General features: G+C 44.2%; 12 protein-coding genes. 7 read left to right on the top strand and 5 right to left on the bottom strand.

All coding sequences use genetic code 11. From position 1 onward, the window contains the following. Positions 1-146: 146 nt before the first annotated feature. Positions 147-8,882, top strand: a complete 8,736-nt coding sequence (locus FRX45_RS02215; protein WP_152266745.1) for a glycoside hydrolase family 94 protein — start codon at positions 147-149, stop codon at positions 8,880-8,882. Between the two features lie 50 nt (positions 8,883-8,932). Beyond that, positions 8,933-11,728, top strand: a complete 2,796-nt coding sequence (gene acnA, locus FRX45_RS02220; protein ID WP_226804880.1) for an aconitate hydratase AcnA — start codon at positions 8,933-8,935, stop codon at positions 11,726-11,728. 423 nt (positions 11,729-12,151) lie between these two features. On the opposite strand, the gene FRX45_RS02225 is transcribed toward acnA, so the two are convergent. The 4 genes from FRX45_RS02225 to FRX45_RS02240 form a co-directional block, all read right to left on the bottom strand. After that, positions 12,152-13,132: a YVTN family beta-propeller repeat protein gene (locus FRX45_RS02225; RefSeq protein ID WP_152266746.1), complete on the bottom strand. Its 981-nt coding sequence runs from the start codon at positions 13,130-13,132 to the stop codon at positions 12,152-12,154. 304 nt (positions 13,133-13,436) lie between these two features. After that, a complete protein-coding gene (locus FRX45_RS02230) occupies positions 13,437-15,605 on the bottom strand; it encodes an outer membrane protein assembly factor BamB family protein (protein ID WP_152266747.1) in 2,169 nt (722 codons plus the stop codon). Positions 15,606-15,780: 175 nt separating this feature from the next. Beyond that, positions 15,781-17,418, bottom strand: a complete 1,638-nt coding sequence (gene groL, locus FRX45_RS02235) for a chaperonin GroEL (protein WP_152266748.1) — start codon at positions 17,416-17,418, stop codon at positions 15,781-15,783. 88 nt (positions 17,419-17,506) lie between these two features. Further along, positions 17,507-17,788 (bottom strand): co-chaperone GroES, encoded by a 282-nt coding sequence (locus FRX45_RS02240; RefSeq protein ID WP_152266749.1) that lies wholly within the window; start codon positions 17,786-17,788, stop codon positions 17,507-17,509. 347 nt (positions 17,789-18,135) lie between these two features. Between FRX45_RS02240 and nusB the strand changes: the two genes are divergently transcribed. From nusB to FRX45_RS02265, 5 genes are all read left to right on the top strand, one after another. Further along, entirely contained in the window at positions 18,136-19,056 is a 921-nt protein-coding gene (gene nusB / locus FRX45_RS02245; protein WP_152266750.1) for a transcription antitermination factor NusB, read from the top strand. Between the two features lie 74 nt (positions 19,057-19,130). Beyond that, the gene (locus tag FRX45_RS02250; RefSeq protein ID WP_152266751.1) at positions 19,131-19,580 is read left to right on the top strand and encodes a DUF1573 domain-containing protein; all 450 of its coding nucleotides are present in this window, start codon (positions 19,131-19,133) and stop codon (positions 19,578-19,580) included. Between the two features lie 24 nt (positions 19,581-19,604). Next, the gene (gene yajC / locus FRX45_RS02255) at positions 19,605-19,937 is read left to right on the top strand and encodes a preprotein translocase subunit YajC (RefSeq protein ID WP_152266752.1); all 333 of its coding nucleotides are present in this window, start codon (positions 19,605-19,607) and stop codon (positions 19,935-19,937) included. A gap of 103 nt (positions 19,938-20,040) precedes the next feature. Further along, the gene (gene coaE / locus FRX45_RS02260) at positions 20,041-20,625 is read left to right on the top strand and encodes a dephospho-CoA kinase (protein WP_152266753.1); all 585 of its coding nucleotides are present in this window, start codon (positions 20,041-20,043) and stop codon (positions 20,623-20,625) included. 35 nt (positions 20,626-20,660) lie between these two features. Beyond that, positions 20,661-20,852: a glyoxalase superfamily protein gene (locus tag FRX45_RS02265; protein ID WP_152266754.1), complete on the top strand. Its 192-nt coding sequence runs from the start codon at positions 20,661-20,663 to the stop codon at positions 20,850-20,852. A 124-nt stretch (positions 20,853-20,976) separates the two neighbouring features. Here FRX45_RS02265 and FRX45_RS02270 read toward each other — a convergent pair whose 3' ends face one another. Continuing rightward, positions 20,977-22,107 carry a cysteine desulfurase family protein gene (locus tag FRX45_RS02270; RefSeq protein WP_152266755.1) on the bottom strand — a complete coding sequence of 377 codons (1,131 nt, stop codon included), beginning with the start codon at positions 22,105-22,107 and terminating at the stop codon, positions 20,977-20,979. Positions 22,108-22,115 lie beyond the last annotated feature (8 nt).

Here is a 22,115-nt window from a genome sequence, read left to right on the forward strand (position 1 = left end):
CACTACCTTTTGCAGGTTGTACCTATCCGCATTAACACCACAACAAATTTCAGAGCGCTGATTATAAGGAGTGAAGGCATGATTATTGGCTCATAAAGACAAAACCATGCGGGTGTTTGGCTTAAGCAAAAAATTTATCCTCTAAAATGAAATTTCAAAATAAAGAAAGGCAAAACAAAGATGTATTTTCCGAACTGTTCCCCCAGGCTATTTCGGTGCTAAAAAAAACGATTATCAACCCACTATTTTCTGATAATCTTTTTCAAAAATATGCCAATGAAAAACCGCCCCTGCGTTCCGAGCTTTTTACCCTGCAGCAAATGGAGCATCATGCCAGGGATTTGGCGGCCAAACATATATTAACCAAAGGCGAGCCTTCAGAAAAAATGCTGAAACGATTAGGAGAAAATGAACGCCTCCTGATGGAAATTCACGACCTGCTTACCAAAACAGTTAAGTCTAACATCCGCATTGCTCCGGCCGGTGAATGGCTTCTGGATAATTTTTATCTTATTGAAGACCAGGTAAACACAGGCAAAAAGCATTTACCCAAAGGATATAGTAAAGGTTTACCCCAACTCGCCAATGGAGCATCGGAAGGTTTGCCAAGGGTATATGATATTGTTGTAGAGCTAATTTCGCACAGCGATGGCAGAGTTGATTTCGAAAGCTTATCGGGTTTTATCAGCGCCTACCAGTCGGTAACCAATCTTCAACTGGGTGAGTTGTGGGCTATTCCTATTATGCTCCGCCTTGCTTTAATTGAAAATTTACGTCGTTTATCAACGGAGATAGCATTAGACATACTGCATAAAAACCTGGCCGATTACTGGGCCGACCAGATGCTGGACACCCTTGATAAGGATCCTAAAAACCTGGTGGTGGTAATAGCCGATATGGCCAGGTCGAAACCACCGGTAGTAGGCGCTTTTGTGGCGGAACTAACCAGGCGGCTCCAGGGCAGGGGTGCATCACTGAGCTTACCGCTTAGCTGGATTGAACAATTTGTGTCAGACATGTCACTGACCGGCGCCGAACTGGTACACATCGAAAATCAAAAACAGGCTGCCCGCCAGGTTTCTGTAAGCAACAGCATCAGCAGTCTTCGGTTTTTAAACAGCACCGACTGGCGCAAGTTCGTAGAACAGGAAAGCGCAGTTGAAAAAATATTGAGTGAAGATCCGGATGGCATATATGAGAAAATGGATTTCTATACGAGAGATCATTACAGACATGTGGTTGAAAGAATATCCAAATACAGTACCTTGTCCGAAAAGGAAATAGCCCAAATTGCCATAGACCAGTCCAAATTGAGCCCGGAAGATGGCAGAAAGAAACATGTGGGATATTATCTTGTAGACCGCGGAGTAAGCAAAGTTGAAAAAATGGCAAAGGCAAATATGCCTTTTACTACAAAATTACGAAGACATTTCGCTGGGCTGCCTTTGTTTTATTACCTGTTGAGTATCGCCCTGCTTACCTTTTTGTTTTGCCGCATAATCACTTATAACATCACCCAGAACCTGCAAACCTGGCAATACGGCCTGCTGCTGCTGATTTGCGCTGTTGCCACAAGCCAGCCGGCAATAATGTTATTGAACTGGCTCACTACGCTGCTTACACGCCCCGGCCCGTTGCCGAGGATGGATTTTTCTTCAGGAATACCACAGGAGCACAGCACACTTGTTGTTATACCTACGATGCTTACAAATACCGATGCGGTTGATGAACTGGTTGAAGAGCTGGAAGTGCGCTTTGTGGCTAACCGCGATGACCACCTGCATTTTGCACTGCTCACCGACTTTAAAGACGCCGGAGCACAAACACTCCCTGAAGATGAGCCGCTGCTTGCATACGCGAAAAATAAAATCATTGAACTCAATGAGCGATACGGCAGATCCACACCCGATATTTTTATGCTGTTCCATCGCCCACGTAAGTGGAATGAAAAAGAAGAGGTATGGATGGGGCATGAACGAAAGAGAGGAAAGCTTGAAGAGCTGAATGCCCTGCTGAGGGGTAAAGGCGATGACAACTTTTCATCAATTACAGCCAACAGAAGCCTTTTTGCAGGCATTAAATATATTATTACGCTCGACACAGATACCAAACTGCCCAGGGAAGCCGCATGGAAAATGACAGCTACTTTAGCGCACCCGCTTAATAAAGCGGTGTATAGTGATCATAAAAAAAGAGTAACAGAAGGTTATACCATTTTACAACCCAGGGTTTCCAACAGTCTTCCCGGACCTACCGGTTCTTTATATGCGCGGATACATGGCAATGAACCCGGTATTGATCCTTATACACGGATGATTTCTGATGTATACCAGGACCTCTTTGCAGAAGGTTCCTTTATTGGAAAAGGTATTTACGATATAGATACTTTTGTGCAATCGCTTAAAGGCAGATTTCCTGAAAACCGGATTCTTAGTCATGACCTGGTTGAAGGCTGCTATGCACGTTCAGGTTTTTTGAGCGATGTGCAGTTATATGAAGACTACCCACCCAGCTACTATGCCGATATGCAGCGCCGTCACCGCTGGATACGTGGCGACTGGCAGATACTGAGATGGTTGTTTCCGCTTGTGCCGGCGCCAGACAAAAATTACAGAAAAAACCCGCTGAGCACTTTATCGCACTGGAAAATTTTTGACAATATCCGGCGCAGTCTCGTACCCGCCTGCCTGCTGCTGTTGCTGTTATACGGATGGCTGTTCACTTCCGGTAGTTTCTGGACTTTTACCGTAGTGAGCATCATTGTTATTCCTTCCATCATAAAATTTATATGGGAAGTATTCAACAAGCCAAAGGACATTGGCTTTTATCCTCACCTTTTATTTACGATACACGCTGCAGCAGATAACTTCTTCCGTCACCTGCTTGACCTTGTATTTCTTCCTTATGAAGCTTTTATAAATACCCATGCCATTTTGCTCACGGCCTGGCGCATATTCATTTCAAAACGCAAATTACTGCAATGGAATCCTTATGGCAATTCAATACGTTCCACTCCAAAAACGCTTGCAGCAAACTATGCCAGCATGTGGATGGTGCCTGCTTTTGCAACAGCAGTGGTACTGTTTTTACTGTATAAAGATCTTCCGTCTGTTGCAGTAGATCTTTGCGTGTTAATATTGTGGATGCTTTCTCCCGGCATTGCTTACCTCGTGAGCATGCCCCGCAGGCCAAAGAAAGCTGCACTTAATGAAGACCAGATCATTTTTCTTCAAAAGCTTTCCCGGAGAATATGGGCTTTCTTTGAAAAATTCGTAAACTATGAAGACAACTGGCTTCCCCCTGACAATTATCAAAAAAAGCCCGGGCCAAAAATTGCGCACCGTACATCACCTACCAATATCGGGCTATCACTACTGGCTAATCTTACCGCTTTTGATTTTGGCTATTTATCGGCCGGGAGATTAATAGATCGCACTACCCGTACGCTTAATACCGTACAGACATTGGAAAAGTACAGGGGGCATTTGTATAACTGGTACGACACGATAACACTCTCCTGTTTACAGCCAAGATACATTTCAACCGTAGACAGTGGGAATTTTACAGGACACCTGCTTACCTTAAAACAGGGTTTACTCGCGTTAAAAGAAAACAAAATATTTTCTGCCAAAGCCTTTGATGGTCTCCGGGACACAATAGCCATATTGCTCGAAAAAAATGAGCATGACAAATTTTTGCCGGAACTAAATAAAGAAATTGAAGCGGTTCAACTCAATCCACCAACATCGCTTCCCCAACTGATGCCATTGCTGGAAGATCTGAAAAACAGGTATAATACGATTGCCGCGCAATATGAAAATATCAATGAAGAGTCCGACAGTGAAATCCGGGAATGGGTGGCCCTGTTAGGCGTACAGCTTAATGACTTTGCGGGTGATATGGCCACTTTGGCGCCCTGGTTACTGATGCAGCCCCCATCGCCTGCATTTCAGAACATCATTAATGAAATAGATTATATTCCAACGCTAACACAATTGTGCAGTATACCAACAGAAGTTTTGCCAAAAGTAAAATCGCATTACCAGCAATCCAATACGCCGCAGGAAAACGACTGGTTAGACATGCTGGTATCCCATATCATTCAATCTGCCAAACGCGCCAAAGAAAGAATACTCGACCTGGATGATCTGGCGAGGCAATGCGATGAGTTCGCAAATGTTGAATATGATTTTTTGTACGATAAAGCACAGCATCTGCTCGCTATAGGCTATAACGCCGAAGAACACCGGCGCGATAACAGTTATTACGATTTGCTGGCCTCTGAAGCAAGACTTGGAAACTTTGTTGCCATAGCCCAGGGAAAATTACCGCAGGAAAGCTGGTTTGCACTGGGGCGGCAACTCACCAGTTTTGGTTCAGCGCCGGCTTTGCTTTCGTGGAGCGGCTCCATGTTTGAATACCTTATGCCCTTATTGGTGATGCCATCGTATGAAAACACTTTGCTGGATCAAACGCATAAAGCCGTAGTACAAAAACAAATTGATTACGGCAATAAAAGAGATGTACCCTGGGGTATCTCGGAGTCGGGATATAATATGATAGACGCCCATATGAACTATCAGTACAAAGCATTTGGTGTACCCGGAACCGGTTTCAAACGAGGACTGGGAGAAGAACTGGTTATATCTCCCTATTCCTCCATTATGGCTTTAATGGTAATGCCTGAAGAAGCATGCCACAATCTTCAGCTTATGGCAAAAAAGGAATTTGCCGGTATTTATGGTTTTTATGAAGCGATAGATTATACCCCCTCCCGTTTGCCGAGAGGGCAGGAACATGTTATCATTCATTCCTTTATGGTACATCACCAGGGGATGGCTTTATTGTCGCTTTCGCATTTGCTGCTTAATCAGCCTATGCAAAAACGCTTTACGGCAGATGTGCAGTTCCAGGCAACACTGTTGTTATTACAGGAACGCATACCCCGTGTTACGGCGTTAAGCGCTCCTAATATTCATATTGCAGATGCAGCAAGCGAGGTGAGCAAGGAAGATGATGCTTTTATGCGTGTTATCAGCACCCCTCAAACCGCCACTCCCGAAGTACAATTGCTTTCCAACGGAAGATACCATGTTATGGTTTCCAATGCGGGGGGAGGCTACAGCAGGTGGAAAAATATTGCTGTAACCCGCTGGCGTGAAGACAGCACCTGCGACAACTGGGGCAATTTCTGCTTTATAAGAGACCTCGAAAACAATGAGTACTGGTCATCTGCTTACCAGCCCGCATTACAGGGTGGCGATCATTATGAAGCAGTATTTTCGCAGGGACGCGCTGAATTCCGCCGCCGCGATTTTTCTATTGAAGCGCATACCGAAATAGTGGTATCGCCTGAAGATGATGTGGAACTGAGAAGATTGCATCTTACCAACCGGTCGCGTAAAAAAAGAATAATTGAAGTAACCAGCTATGCCGAAGTAGTACTGGCGCCGGTGGGGTCGGATGCTGCGCATCCCGCTTTCAGTAACCTGTTCGTACAAACCGCTTTGCTGGAGCAAAGTCATGCTATTGTATGCACACGCCGTCCGCGTTCGCAGCACGAGCAGCCACCTTCCATGTTTCATTTAATGAAAGTATATCATGCAACCATACAAAATATAGCCTACGAAACAGACAGAACAAAATTTACCGGCCGAGGCAACACTATTCATCAGCCGTTGGCCATGCAACAGGCTGCATCACTTTCTTCTACCCAGGGTTCTGTACTGGATCCTATTGTTTCTATACAATACAGAATAGAAATTGATCCGCAGCAAACCGCCGTAATTGATATGATAACCGGCATTGCAGAAACGAAAGAAGACTGTAATGATATGATAGATAAATACCAGGATAAATTCCTGGTAGACCGCGGTTTCGAATTGTCGTGGACCCATAGCCAGATCGTATTGCGCCAGATCAATGCAACAGAAGCAGATGCACAACTGTATGCAAGATTAGCCAGTGCGGTTATTTATACGGATCCTGAAATGCGGGGTGCTTCCGACCTGATAGCGCGCAATAACCGCGGGCAATCGAGCCTTTGGAGCCATTCTATTTCAGGCGATCTGCCCATTGTGCTCGTGAAGATTGAGAACGCAGGCAATATTGAACTGGTAAAACAAATGATCCAGGCGCATGCTTACTGGCGCTTAAAAGGAATGACTGTTGACCTGGTTATCTGGAATGAAGATCATGGCAGTTACAGGCATACACTTCAAAACCAGATCATGTCGCTGGTAGTTCCGCTGGTGGGTGCCCAAATCAATGAAGATCCCGGCGGCGTTTTTATACGCTCTGCAGATCAGCTCTCCAATGAAGATCACATTCTTTTTCAAACGGTGGCCCGGGTGGTGTTGTCCGACAGATTCGGTTCATTAGAAGAACAGATCAACAGGAACATAAAAATAAAAAATGTAATTCCTTATTTTACCCCGGTTAAATTTTATCCTTCAACGCCTACTGCTGTTGCATTACCCGAAGACCTGCAGTTCTTTAACGGCACCGGTGGTTTTTCGGCAAACGGAAGAGAATATATTATTATAACACAGCCAGGGAAAGTAACCCCTGCCCCATGGTGCAATGTAATTGCCAATGCTGAATTTGGAACGATCATATCCGAAAGCGGTCAGGCATATACCTGGCTGGAAAATGCACATGAGTTCAGGCTTACCCCGTGGAATAATAACCCGGTAAACGACCTGGAAGGAGAATGTTATTACCTGCGTGACGAGGAAAGCGGAAGATTCTGGTCGCCGGCTCCATTGCCTGCAAGAAGCAAAACACCGTACATTACCAGGCATGGCTTCGGTTACAGTACGTTTGAGCACAGTGAAGATGGTATCTATTCGAAAATGACCGTGTTTGTTGACCTTGATACCGGTATAAAGTTTACTATGCTGAAAATTCATAACCGGTCAGGAAGGCAAAGGAAACTATCTGTTACCGGGTATGTGGAATGGGTGCTGGGAGAGTTTCGCCCGAAAACACAAATGCATGTGGTAACCTCCGTTGAAGGCGACATAGGAACCATCTTTGCCCGGAATGCCTACAATACGGAATTCGCCAACCGCGTGGCCTTTTTTGATGCCGATGGCATGCCGGATTCCTTTACCTGCGATAGAAAAGAATTTCTTGGCCGCAACGGATCTTCACGCAATCCGGCTGCTATGAATAAAGTGAAACTTTCAGGAAAGTCAGGTTCTGCGCTCGATCCCTGTGCAGCTATACAAACCAACCTTGATTTAGCCAATGAAGAATCGCATGAAATTATTTTCAAACTGGGAGCTGCAAAAACGCATGGGGATGCACTGCACATCATTGAACAATTTAAAACCCATGCCAATATTTACCAGGCTTTGGATAAAGTAACCCATTTCTGGCAACACACATTAGGAACCATCCAGGTGGATACGCCCGATGCGGCATTAAACATTCTTGCCAACGGTTGGCTGAACTATCAAACGCTCGCCTCCAGGATATGGGGCAGAAGTGGCTATTATCAATCGGGCGGGGCATTTGGCTTCAGAGATCAGTTGCAGGATATTTTATCGCTGATGTATGCCAAACCCGATATAGCACGCCAGCAAATATTATTGAACGCTTCCAGGCAGTTCAGGGAAGGAGATGTACAGCATTGGTGGCATCCGCCTTCGGGAAGAGGGGTGCGCACCACCTGCTCCGATGATTTTTTATGGCTGCCTTATGTAGTGGCAAAATACACAGTGCAAACAGGTGATACAGGAATATTGGAAGAACCTGTCGGTTATCTTGAAGGCCGGATGCTGAACGAGGGAGAAGAATCCTATTACGACCTGCCCTCCCGTTCCAGTCAAACAGCCAGTTTGTATATACATTGTACAAAGGCGATAGAAAGAGCGCTTCGTTTTGGAGAACATGGATTGCCATTAATAGGATCGGGCGACTGGAATGATGGCATGGATAAAGTGGGGGAAAAAGGAAAGGGGGAAAGCGTATGGCTTGCTTTTTTCCTGTATGATGTATTAACACGCTTTGGCACAATTGCAACAAACCGAAATGATGCAGCCTTTGAGCAAAAATGTAGTGAACAGGCTGAAACCCTCAGGAAAAATATTGAAGCAAATGCATGGGACGGACAATGGTATCGCCGTGCTTATTTTGATGACGGTACGCCTTTGGGCTCCTCGCAAAATGAAGAAGCCAGTATTGATTCCATTGCTCAAAGCTGGAGCGTATTGTCTAAAGCCGGTGCCCCTCAAAGAATAAACATAGCCATGCAGTCGGCAATTCAACACCTGGTTAAAAAAGACGCGGGGCTGATCCAGTTGCTGAACCCGCCTTTCGATAAGTCGGACCTTAATCCCGGCTATATCAAGGGATATGTTCCGGGTGTACGTGAAAACGGCGGGCAATATACACATGCCGCCATATGGCTGGTAATGGCTTTGATGGCTTTAAAACAAAAGGAAGAGGGCTGGGAATTATTACAAATGATTAACCCTGTTAACAGGGGCAGCAGTGCCGAAACCATTGCAAAATATAAAGTGGAGCCTTATGTAATAGCTGCCGATGTATATTTCGAGCCTTCGCATCTTGGCCGCGGAGGATGGACATGGTATACCGGCTCTGCAGGGTGGATGTATCAATTGATACTCGAATCGTTTTTGGGTGTACAGCAAAAAGGGGAGCAACTGCATTTTGACCCCAGCACCCCACCATCATGGTCTTCATTTAACATCCGGTACAAGTATATGGATACTTTATACCATATCGGTATCAGAGCATCCGGGGCTGGCGAACATAAAATAACGGTTCAGGTAGATGGGAATACTTCGGAAAATACTTTTCTTCAATTGCAAAACGATGGCCGGGAACATACAGTGGAAGTTGCGATACAGTAGGCTCGTAGGTGCAAGGTGCAAGTTGCAGGGCCGTCCCTGAAACCTGAAACATGAGCACAATGCTTCATCTCAAAAAAATTGCTTACATTAAGCATTCTACAGAACAGAATAATTTTAAAATCATGAATAATAAAATCGCTTCGCTTACAAAACTTCAGCAGGAAGGAAAAAATATTCATCGCCTTCCTTTTTCCATCAGGATATTGCTGGAAAACATACTTCGCAACCACGATGGCTTTGCCATTACCGATGAGCACCTGCATACTTTAACCGGATGGAATGCTGCAGGATCGGATAAGGATATTCCGTTTAAACCGGCACGCGTGCTGATGCAGGACTTTACAGGCGTTCCCGCTGTGGTAGATATCGCATCTCTTCGTGCTGAATTGATCCGGAAAGGGGGGGATGGATCAAGGATCAACCCGGCTATACCAGTAGATCTTGTAATTGACCACTCTGTACAGGTAGATTTTTTTGGCACGGATTATTCCTATAAAAGCAATGTGGCTTTAGAATATGAACGCAATGCCGAACGATATAAACTTCTAAAATGGGCGCAAAAGGGATTGGATAATTTTACTGTTGTGCCCCCGGGCATGGGCATTTGTCACCAGGTAAACTTAGAATACTTAGCCAAAGGTGTTATTGAAAGAGATGGATGGGCCTTCCCTGATACGCTTGTAGGGACCGATTCGCATACCCCGATGGTAAATGGAATTGGTGTTTTGGCCTGGGGCGTTGGCGGCATTGAAGCCGAAGCCGCTATGCTGGGACAACCCATTTATTTTTCGTGCCCGCAGGTGGTAGGTTTAAAATTAACAGGCAAAATCCCGCAGGGATGCACCGCAACCGATATGGTGCTTACCATAACAAAGCTGCTTCGCGATTATGGCGTAGTTGGAAAATTTGTTGAAGTATTTGGAAACGGGCTGGATCATTTAACGGTTACCGACCGGGCTACCATATCCAATATGTCGCCGGAATTTGGTTGCACGGTTACTTATTTTCCAATAGACGATCAAACGCTGGATTATATGAAGCGCACCGCCCGCAGCCAGCAACAAATTGATCTTGTAAAAAAATATTGTCAGGACAATATGCTCTGGCGCACGGGAAATGAAGCCATTGAATACTCCCATGTGCTGGAATTGAACCTCGACAGTTTGCGGCCTACGGTTGCCGGGCCAAAACGTCCGCAGGATAAAATATTACTGGAAGAATTAGACGAAAAATTCACAGAGGTGCTTAAGACAGAATTTTTAAGAGATTATGTTCCGTTTCACAGCCGCCAGGAACATGCCTGGCTTGCGGAAGGCGGTTCGGGTACCGAATTTTCGTATTCACCACGCCAGGAACATGCCGGCATTACTGTAGAAAAAGAAAACAACCTGAGATCGGTAAGAATAAAAATAAAAAACAAGGAATATGTGCTGAGCGATGGAAGCATTGTTATTGCAGCCATTACCAGTTGCACCAATACTTCTAACCCTACAGTTATGGTGGGGGCGGGATTGGTAGCCAGGAAAGCCATTGAAAGAGGATTGCGGTCAAAGTCGTGGGTAAAAACAAGCCTGGCCCCTGGTTCCAAAGTGGTAACCAGCTACCTGCAACGTTCAGGGTTAGCCGAAGACCTGGAAGCATTGCGATTTCATACTGTTGGATATGGTTGTACTTCCTGTATCGGCAACAGCGGTCCGCTCCCACCGCATATAGCCGAGGCCATTGACAAGAGTGAAATGATAGTAGCTTCCGTATTATCGGGTAACCGCAATTTTGAAGCGAGGGTACATCCGCAGGTAAAGATGAATTTCTTAATGTCGCCAATGCTGGTAGTAGCTTTTTCATTGGTGGGGCGTGTAGATGTTGATCTGCTGCATGATCCTTTGGATTACGATCCCAATGGCGAGCCCGTTTACCTGAAAGATATCTGGCCTACCCAGGAAGAAATCAATGAAACGATAAAAGCCTGTATGCGTGTGGAAGATTTTGAAAAGGTATACAGTGTAATTTTTGAAGGAGAGGAAGACTGGAAAAACTTAGTAGCGCCCGAAGGCACGAAATATGTTTGGGATAACCATTCTACTTATATCCAGGAGGCGCCCTTCTTTCAAAACCTTAGTAACATTCCGGAAAAACTATCCGATATCAAAGACGCGCGTGTACTGTTATTTCTGGGAGATTCGGTTACCACGGATCATATTTCACCGGCAGGCGCTTTTGGCGAACAAACCGCAGCAGGACAATACTTAGTTAGCAAAGGCGTGGCCCGGAAAGATTTTAACTCCTACGGCTCCCGCAGGGGGAACCATGAAGTGATGATGCGCGGCACCTTCGCCAATGTGCGTATTAAAAATAAGATCACAGACAAGGTGGGCGGATTTTCAACTTATTTACCGACCAACGAAACACTGACGGTATTTGATACGGCAATGAAATACGCGGCAGACCAAACACCGCTGATCGTTTTAGCTGGTAAAGAATATGGCAGTGGTTCATCGAGAGACTGGGCGGCAAAAGGGCCAAGCCTGTTGGGTGTTAAAGTGGTAATTGCCGAAAGCTTTGAACGCATTCACAGGAGTAATTTGGTAGGTATGGGTATTTTGCCTTTGGAATTTCCGGCAGGAGAAACCGCGGAAACATTGGGCTTAACGGGTAAAGAAAAATTTGATATTACAGGGATAGCTGAAGATTTGTATCCCTTTAAAAAAATAAAAGTCATAGCAAGAAAAGATTCCGGTGAAACAATAACATTTGAAGCAAAAGCAAGGTTAGATTCCGCCATTGATGTGGCGTATTTTGAAAACGGCGGTATCCTGCAATATGTGCTGAGAGGGTTTTTGAAATAAACCGCTGCACCACAGGGACACACAGAGAAGTTTATAATTTATGGTTTATGGTTTGTAGTTCTTTAAACTCCAAACTGTAAACCTTTCTTTGCGTCCGCTGCTTCTTTGCGCACTTTGCGTGAAACAATCCGAAATCTGGGGAAATACAAAGCAAGTGGAATCAAATAAAATTCAAATGTCAAATTCAAAGCAGAAAATTCGAAATTCGAAGACAAATGCAACTATAATAATAAACTGTAAACTAAAAAGATCCGAAGCCGGGAATTCGAAATCCGAAAGAAGCTGTCAGCAATCAGTTTTGAGCTACGGCCAATACATGATGAAGTAGTATTCACTATCGTTAGTAATTAACGCACTGATACCTGACGGCTGATTGCTGATAGCCCTAAATGCAACGATAAACTACAAATTACAAACCACAAACTATCTTGCCCATCCCATGCCATCCGGTCCGTTGCCGGTTTTAATATCGTCTGTAAATTCCAGTGTATCCAGGTCAAACACACTTACTATGCCCGATCCGCTGCGTGCAACAAAAGCCTTTCTGCCATCCCGAACGATCAGTATCCCTACCGGTGCACCCTCCGCCTTAACCCGTTTGATCACTTTGCGCGTAGTGGCGTCTATGATGATCAGCTCTCCCGCACCATTATCGGATACCAGCACTCTTTTGCCATCGGGCGTAAACTTAACGCGGATAGGCACTTTTCCAACCGCGAAGCTTTGCTTTATGGCATTGGACGCCACATCTATGATATCAATGGTTCCATCACCGGTATTACCCACCCATACTTCTTTGCCATCGGGTGAAATATCAATTCCTTCAGGTTTGCTGCCCGTTGCGATCTGCATCATTTTCCCTGGCGATGCCGGTGTACCAATGTCAATGGAAGTAACGGTATTGGATACCCTGTTTGCTGTATACATTCGTTTACCATCAGGTGTTAATACCAGCATATGTCCGCCATCCTGCCCGGTTCCCGTGAGCCAGTCAATTTTATCAGCGGCAAAATCATAGCGGCCCACCGTTCGCGTAAGCTCTGAAATAAAATATACTTTACCTGCTTTTGCTTCAATGCCGTGAGGGCGCAGCAAAGAGCCCAGTTCAACCCGGCGGATTTCTTTCCGGGCAGCTATATCAACAACACAAAGACTATGTCCATGCTGTTGTGCACCATAGTTGGCAACAAAAGCCAGCTTACCATCATCCGATACCGTCATTTCATGCGGCCCTTCGCCGGTGGGCACGGTGGCTACTACTTTTAAAGTTGCTCCATCAACAACAACCAGGGTATTGTCTGCTTTATTCAACACCAGCAGGGAACCGGTGGCTGTTTTTTGTGCAATGCCATTGCAGCAGCATAGTAAACATGTTAATACAGCAAGCGTGATTTTTGCATGCATAGCAGAAGTATTGAAGGAATAAGAATGATCGTTCTTATTCTAAGATACAAATATTACCTGGTCGTGTTTGCACAAAACACTTAATCGCGCTGAAGATGCCGAAGGTCGGAGCCAGACCCTTCCTGCGTCAGGGTGACAGACAGTGGGTTCTTTGTTCAGCATTAGCGGGAAAGCTCATCACCTTTACACTGCTTGTCATGCTAACGCAGCTTGACTACCGGCAGGCAGGGAAGCATCTATAACAATTAATCGCAACGATATCATACGTTTCATCCGACTCCTTAATGCGGATACAAATTAAATGCTATGGCAATGCAAAAGCCACGTACGCATCGCCGGAAGCTGTACCCAATTTTCCACCACCGCATGCAATAACGATAAACTGCTTGCCATTCACTTCATACATAGCAGGTGTAGCAAAGCCGGGTGCGGGCAAAGTGGTTTCCCATAATAATTTCCCGTTGCTTTTATTAAAAGCCCTGAACTTAGCATCCTTAGTGGCGGCTATAAACAAAAGCCCGGTTTTGGTAACAACAGGCCCGCCATAATTTTCTGTTCCCGTTTCTTTTATCCCCATTTCTTTAAACGCTGCATCTTCCCCAAGAACGGTTTTCCATACATGCTCGCCCGTATTTAAATCAATGGCCGTAAGTGTTCCCCATGGAGGCGCTAAAGCAGGCTTGCCGGTTTTAGTCAAAAATTTATCATACCCTGTAAACCGGTAAGGCAACTGGCGGAATATATCAGCCGCTGTTTGTTGTATTTCAAATTTGCGTTGATATTCATTCTTCACATTCAGTACTACCGAAGCAATGGCTTCTTTTTCTTCCTGTTTCAGATGGCTAAAAGCGGGCATCATCCGTCGTCCATTATTTATAAATTCAATCAGTGATGTCTTGTCGTATTTTTTATCCATGCCGGCTATAGAAGGATAATTACCACCGCCTTTCATATCTTTTCCATGACAACTGGTACAATGTTGCTGGTATAAGCGTTGCCCGGCCTGTAAATAATTTTCGTTGTAGCTTTCCTTCTTTTTAACCTCTTCCATTTTCAATATCCAGGCCATTTCATTGGCGTTCACATACAGCAATCCTGTTTCGGGATCAACGGCCGGACCACCCCATTCCCCGCCGCCATCAAACCCTGGTAATACAATGGTACCCTGCAGCGAGCCGGGCATAAACATTTTACCCGTGCGGTATGATCTCAACTGTTTTTTTACTTCCTCCGATTCCTCCGGTGACAAATAAGGATTGATATCTTTTTCTAAAAAAGACTGCCGCACAAAAGGCATGGGCTTTTGCGGAATGGGTTGTGTGGGCCATAATCTTTCGCCATGCAATGCACCAGAAGTATCTACAGGCGTTTCCGCTATGGGAAATAAAGGTTCACCGGTATCGCGGTTGAATATAAATACAAAACCTGTTTTAGTGGTCTGTGCCACCGCGTCAATTTCTTTTCCATTATGCGTTACCGTTAGCAACACCGGTGCAGAAGATGGATCATAATCCCAGGTATCGTGATGAATATATTGAAAATGCCAGCGTAACTTTCCGGTTAACGCATCCAGGGCCAGCAAACAATCTGCATACAGGTTAGCGCCCAGCCTTTTGCCACCATAAAAATCCATAGCGGCCGACCCTGTGGACGCATAGGCAATGCCGCGTTTCTGGTCAATGGTCATGCCCATCCAGTTGTTAGCTCCCCCGGTCACTTTCCATGCATCCTTATCTTCCCAGGTTTCATAGCCCGGCTCTCCGGGCTGTGGTATGGTATGAAAGATCCATTTCATTTGTCCGGTACGCACATCAAAAGCACGGATATGCCCGGGCGCCGCATCCATACCTTCGGAAACCCGTGTACCTGTTAACAAAAGATCTTTATAAATGGTGGGAGCAGACGTTGCCGTAACAAAGAGACCGGCCGCCTCTTCGCCCAGCCCTTCATGTAAATCCAGTTTGCCTTTTTTACCAAAACCGGCGATTGTTTTACCCGTGCCGGCATCAACAGCATAAATAAATGCACCAGCCGTATAAAATAGCCGCTTATCATCTTTGTCATCGCTCCAATACGCAACACCACGGTTGTTGTTGAGATTGAAGTTCGGTTTCTTACCTGCGCCCGCTGTATCATAAGGAAGAAACTCCCATTTGAGTATACCGGTAGCAGCATCAAGCGCTAACAATTTAAGTTGTGGCGATACGGCATAGAGTATGCCATTAACAATTACAGGATTGCATTGGATTTGTGAATGCGCCGCTGTATCTGCATCGCCTGTACGGTAAATCCAAGCTACCTGCAGTTGCTTAACATTGCCGGTATCTATTTGCGCCAGGGAAGAATACTTGTTTCCGGTGTAATTACCATTTACCATTCCCCAGCCGGAGTATTGATCCGGCGTGGCATTATTACATCCCAGCCATAACAGGGCATTTGCCAGCAGCATAATATAAAGCCGGTATAATTTCATTACGATCCGTATTTGATGCTATTTACGAAAAAATATGATTACCAGGTAGAGTACTACTCACACACTCTCTGGCTAACGGCTGGTGACTGATTGCTGACAGCTCCACACCGTAATAAAAAAATCCCGCTTCTTTGCAGAAGCGGGACCTGTTATTATTTGCTTTAAGAAAGGCAGATTAATAACCCATTCCACCCATATCAGGGGCGCCATGGTTATGCCCGGCTGCTTCTTCTTTCTTAGGCTTGTCGGCAATCACACATTCTGTAGTGAGCAACATACCAGCAATTGAAGCTGCATTTTCCAGTGCAATACGGGTAACCTTGGTAGGATCAATAACGCCGGCTTTGAACAGGTTTTCATATATTTCTGTTCTGGCATTAAAGCCGTAATCACCCTTACCTTCTTTTACTTTTTGTACAACAATGCTGCCTTCAATACCGCTGTTGATAACAATCTGGCGGAGCGGTTCTTCAATAGCCCTTTTTACAATAGCAATTCCGGTCAGTTCATCTTCGTTCAGTCCTTTGAATTTTTCTAATGATTCGATAGCGCGTATATATGCTACACCACCACCAGGAACGATACCTTCTTCAACCGCAGCGCGGGTTGCATGCAAAGCATCATCCACACGGTCTTTCTTTTCTTTCATTTCCATTTCGGTAGCAGCGCCAACCTGCAATACAGCCACACCACCGCTTAATTTAGCAAGGCGTTCCTGTAATTTCTCTTTATCATAATCGGAAGTTGTTGATTCGATCTGTGCTTTGATCTGGTTAACACGTCCGGCGATATCCACTTTTTTACCTTTACCACCAACAATGGTAGTATTGTCCTTATCAATAACTACTCTTTCTGCTCTTCCTAAGGAAGTAAGGTCAACGCCTTCTAATTTATGCCCCATGTCTTCGCTTATTACAGTACCGGCAGTAAGAATACCGATATCTGTAAGCATTTCTTTTCTTCTGTCGCCGAAACCGGGAGCTTTAACTGCAGCTACTTTAAGCGTACCGCGCAATTTATTTACCACCAGGGTGGCCAATGCTTCACCTTCCAGGTCTTCAGAAATGATCAGCAAAGGAGCGCCCTGCTGAGCTACTTTCTCCAGAATTTGAAGGATATCCTTCATGGTGCTGATCTTTTTGTCGTAGATAAGAATATAGGGCTTTTCCAGTTCAGCTTCCATTTTTTCGCTGTTGGTAACGAAATAAGGAGAAACATAACCACGGTCGAACTGCATACCTTCTACCACTTCTACAGTTGTTTCTGTACCGCGGGCTTCTTCAACGGTAATTACACCGTCTTTACCCACTTTACCGAAAGCTTCGGCAATCAGTTTACCTATGGTTTCATCATTATTAGCAGAAATAGAAGCTACCTGCTGAATTTTTTTACTGTCGGAACCTACAGCCTGTGACTGTCCGCGCAAGTGTTCAACTACTTTCTCAACCGCTTTGGTAATACCGCGCTTCAAATCCATGGGATTAGCACCGGCAGCAACATTCTTTAAACCTTCGCTGATAATAGACTGGGCCAGCACAGTGGCGGTAGTAGTACCATCACCTGCAATATCAGCAGTTTTGCTGGCTACTTCTTTTACCATCTGGGCGCCCATATTTTCAATAGGATCTTCCAGTTCAATTTCTTTAGCTACAGTAACACCATCTTTAGTTACTGCGGGTGCACCAAATTTCTTTTCCAATACCACGTTACGTCCTTTTGGCCCCAGGGTAACCTTTACCGCATTGGCAAGGATATCAACCCCTCTTTTCATTTTATTGCGGGCTTCAACTTCGAAGAATAATTGTTTTGCCATAATTATAACAATTTGAAAATTTGTGAATTTGTAATTTGAAATGAAAATCGTCCCCGGTTTAGAGACAAACTGATTTTGCGTTTATTCATTATACGATCGCTAAAATGTCAGATTCTCTCATAATGAGATAATCAGCACCTTCAATCGTAATTTCAGTACCGGCATATTTGCCATATAAAACGGTATCGCCCGATTTTACACTTACCGGCTCATCTTTTTTGCCTGGTCCTGCTGCAACAACAGTTCCGCGCTGAGGTTTTTCTTTAGCGGTATCAGGAATAATAATGCCACCGGCAGTTTTTTCTTCGGCAGCGGCGGGCTTCACAATCACCCTGTCATGGAGTGGAGTTACATTGAACTTTTTAGACATAGTTAATAATTTTTTTGTGTTGGTTAAAGATTGGTTTTATAAATCTTTAAGGCTGCCAAAGGTAAACGAATAATATGCCAAAGCGTCAAGCCCGGAAAAATTTTCATGTTTTGATGATAATTACGGGGTCAAATCAAAAACTTGGCAGCGTTTGACACAGAGCGGTATGCCAAATTTGCACAACCTGTTAGGTTTGCCAGGTAACAGGTGCATTTGAGATTTAATATCCGCCACGGCGGACAGGTTTGAAATTTGAAATTGAAGTCCGATAGCTCAATCCTGTAACCTGAGACCTGAAACCTGCTTCAAATTTCCTATCTTCGCCGCCGCATAATAAGCTCTTTAAGATGATTAGCAGAAGAAATATCCGGGTTAAAGTAATGCAAACGCTGTATACCATTGATGCGGCCGAAGACCAGAAAGATAAAGCGAACAGGCTATTGGATAAACACCTGGAGCAATCGCGGCAATTATTTGTTTATCTCCTTCATTTTATAATACAGGTGGCGCGTTATGCCGAAAAGGATTCCCATAACAGGTCGTCCAAGCATTTGCCTACCGAACAGGATCTGAATGTAAATATTAAAATTGCAGGCAATGAACTGATCTGGAAGATTATGGAAGATCCCTCCTACCAGAAAGCCTGTAGTGACATTAAACCCCAGCAATGGGATAACCCCCCTTTTATCCGGAAAACATACCTGCAACTGGCTGAAACTCCTGTATATAAGGAATACATTGAATTACAGGAACGCAATAAAAAATCGGAAAAAAATATCCTGGAATTTATCTTTACCGATCTCATGCTTCCCAATGATGATTTTATATCGGAAATGGAGGATATTTTTATTCACTGGGATGATGATGCAGAAATGATGAACCAGCTTATACTGAACTTTCTGCAAAAACCCGTGAACTGCAATTTCCAGGATATGCTGGGCACAGAAAAAAGAAAATTTGCCAACGAACTGTTAGATGCAGTAATCAATAAGGAATCCTATTGCATGGAATTGATCAAACCCAAATTAAAAAACTGGGATGCTGAAAGAATTGCCGTTCTGGATATGATTTTGATGCGGATGGGCGTATGTGAATTCCTGTATTTTGAAACCATTCCAACAAAAGTTACCATAAACGAATATATTGACCTGGCTAAAGAGTACAGCACCCCCCAAAGCGGGCAGTTTGTGAACGGCATACTAGATAACATCCATAAAGATTTGCTGGCGCAGGATAAACTGCACAAAATATCTTATAAAAAACCCTGAAATTAGTGGCATTGATGAAGCCGTGATATACCTCCAAATGCATACATTTGCACCTTCAAAAAGTTTTTGCAATTATGACAAAAAATCCTTTTTTACTGCTGGCTGTTTTTGGCATTGTATTTACGGCCTGCCAGTCTTCGGAAAACAAACCCGGGGATAGCGATATTGCTGTTCAGGCAAACACACCTGCCAGTGAACCCGCGGCCATTACTACCATCCAATGGCTGGATTCAACTTTTAATAAAGGCACTATTACAGAAGGGGAGAAAATAGAGATCGTTTATCGCTTTAAAAACACCGGTGAAAAACCACTGATTATAAAAGATGTCCGCCCGTCCTGTGGCTGTACGGTAGCCGAAAAACCATTGGAACCTATTGCACCCGGTAAGGAAGGAATCATTAAAGCAGTGTTCGACAGCCATAACAAACCAGGTCCCAATCATAAAACCATTACAGTAGTAGCCAATACACAACCGGAAACCTATGGCCTTACTTTTAATGTAATCGTTAATAAAAAGAGTTAGTACTTATATATTTAAATCATCAACATGAACAATTATTTCGTTTTATTACAAAGTGGCGGAGGAAACGCTCAAATGATGCAGATGATAATGCTGGTTGGTATTATTGCTGTGTTCTACTTCTTTATGATCCGCCCCCAAACTAAAAAAGCAAAAGAAGCCAAAAACTTTCAAAGCAACCTGCAAAAAGGCGATAAAATAGTAACCATTGCCGGCATACATGGCAAAATTGATAAGATAGAAGACAATACCATCCAGTTGGAAGTGAGTCCCGGAAGCTACCTGCGCATTGAAAAAAGCGCTGTAAGCATGGAATGGAGCAAGCAATTGAACAGCGGAACTGCTGCTGACAAAAAATAAGCTTTTACGAAACCTCAGTTTCAGAATCCGAAATCCGAATATTAAAAGGATTTCGGATTTTTGTTTTACATAAAGTTCAAAAATGGCTAAAATTTAAAATGGAGTGCTCAAAATTGGCTTAACAGGAGGCATAGGATCAGGCAAAACCATGGTTGCCCGTATATTTGAACTATTGGGTATACCGGTATACTATGCGGATGCCGCTGCCAAAACCATTATGAATGAAGACGAAAGCCTTAAAGCATTAATAATTGAGCATTTTGGTAAAGCTGCATATACAGATGGCACGCTTAACCGGGCATATATTTCGTCCATTGTTTTTCAAAACAAAGAAAAGTTAGCTTTACTAAATTCACTGGTTCACCCGGCCACCATAAGAGCTGCAGAAAAATGGATGCTACAGCAGCAGGCAGCATATGCAATTAAGGAAGCTGCATTGATCTTCGAAAGTGGCTCGCAGAACGGGCTTGACCTGGTAATAGGCGTATATGCACCTAAGTCCCTTCGTATTCTACGAACGATGCAGCGGGATACGATTAGCCGGGATGAAGTACTGAAGCGCATGAGCAACCAGGTGAATGAAGAATTAAAAATGAAGCTTTGTGATTTTGTGATATACAATAATGAACAACAATTATTAATACCACAGGTTATTGCACTGCATGAAAAGTTGTTAAAAACCGAGTAACCGAAAAGTTAGCCTGCTGCGCAAACTTTTAAACCATGAGCAATAAAGTCATTCCCGTGTTGCGCATTTTTGACTATGCAAAAGCCGGTGAGTTTTATACCCTGCTATCCGAAAAAAAGTACAAATACAATCGTCCCGGATTAGAGCATACGCCATGGAACGCCATTACGATGGAAGTAACGGATCCGTTTGGAAACAGGGTATTGTTCAGCGAAAAAGAAGAGTGAGGGGTGAGGTGTCAACTATTTGTTACGGGTTGCAAGTTGCAGGGAGGTATTGTTACCCGAAGGAACGGAACCAATCACCAATGAACCGACCAACCAATCACTAATGAACCAATCAACCATAGGATCATATCAACTCCTTTAGTTTTTCAACCACTATATCTACTTCCTCTTTTGTGTTATGCCTGCAGAATGAAAAACGAACGGCAACCCTGTTGGGGTTATTATTAACAGAGCGGATAACATGAGAGCCCTGGTCTGCGCCGCTGGTGCATGCACTCCCACCGGATGCACATATGTTATTGATATCAAGATTAAACAAAAGCATTTCCGATTTTTCAGTTTTCGGCAAGCTCACATTTAGCACGGTATACAAACTTCTCCCTGTAAAATCGCCGTTAAATCCAACGCCTTTGATATGTTTTTTTAGCTGTTCGGCCATATACTGCTTAATGGATCTGATGAACTCGCTATCTGTTGCATAAGCGGCTGTAGCCAGCTCAAGCGCTTTTGCGAAACCTACAATGCCATACAGGTTTTCTGTTCCGGCGCGCATATTTCTTTCCTGGCTTCCGCCATGTATATAAGGATGTATGCTTACATTTTCATTGATATACAATAAACCAACGCCTTTAGGACCGTGAAACTTATGAGCGGCTGCTGTAATAAAATGAACAGGTGTATGCCGCAGATCAATGGAATAATGACCCACTGTTTGCACCGTGTCTGAATGAAAAATTGCCCCATACAGCTTACACATTTCGCCCACCGCGTGCAGGTCAAGCAGGTTACCAATTTCATTATTGGCGTGCATAAGCGTAACTAAAGTTTTTTCTTCGCTGCCTGCAAGCAACTGCTCCAGGTTATCCAGGTCAATATGACCGTTGGGCAATAATTTAACAAAGGAAAGCTGCGCTTCTCCCCGGTTCCGTAAATACTCTGCCGTGTGCAAAACAGCATGGTGCTCAATGGGTGAAGTAATTATGCGTTTGCATCCCAGATCTCTTACAGAAGCGGTTATGGCTGTATTGGAACTTTCCGTTCCCCCACTGGTAAAGAAAATTTCTGCGGGATGCGCATTGAGTATTTTGGCAACAGATTTCCTTGCGCTTTCAATTGCAAGCCTGCTTTCCCGCCCGTAAGAATAAATAGAAGAAGGGTTACCAAACTTCTCTGTCATATAGGGTAACATCACATCCAATACAGCGGGAGCCAGCGCCGTAGTGGCGGCATTATCAAAATATATTCTTTTTTGCACGAAATTTA

The sequence above is a fragment of the Agriterribacter humi genome (assembly GCF_009192765.1).
GTDB classification, from domain to species: domain Bacteria; phylum Bacteroidota; class Bacteroidia; order Chitinophagales; family Chitinophagaceae; genus Agriterribacter; species Agriterribacter humi.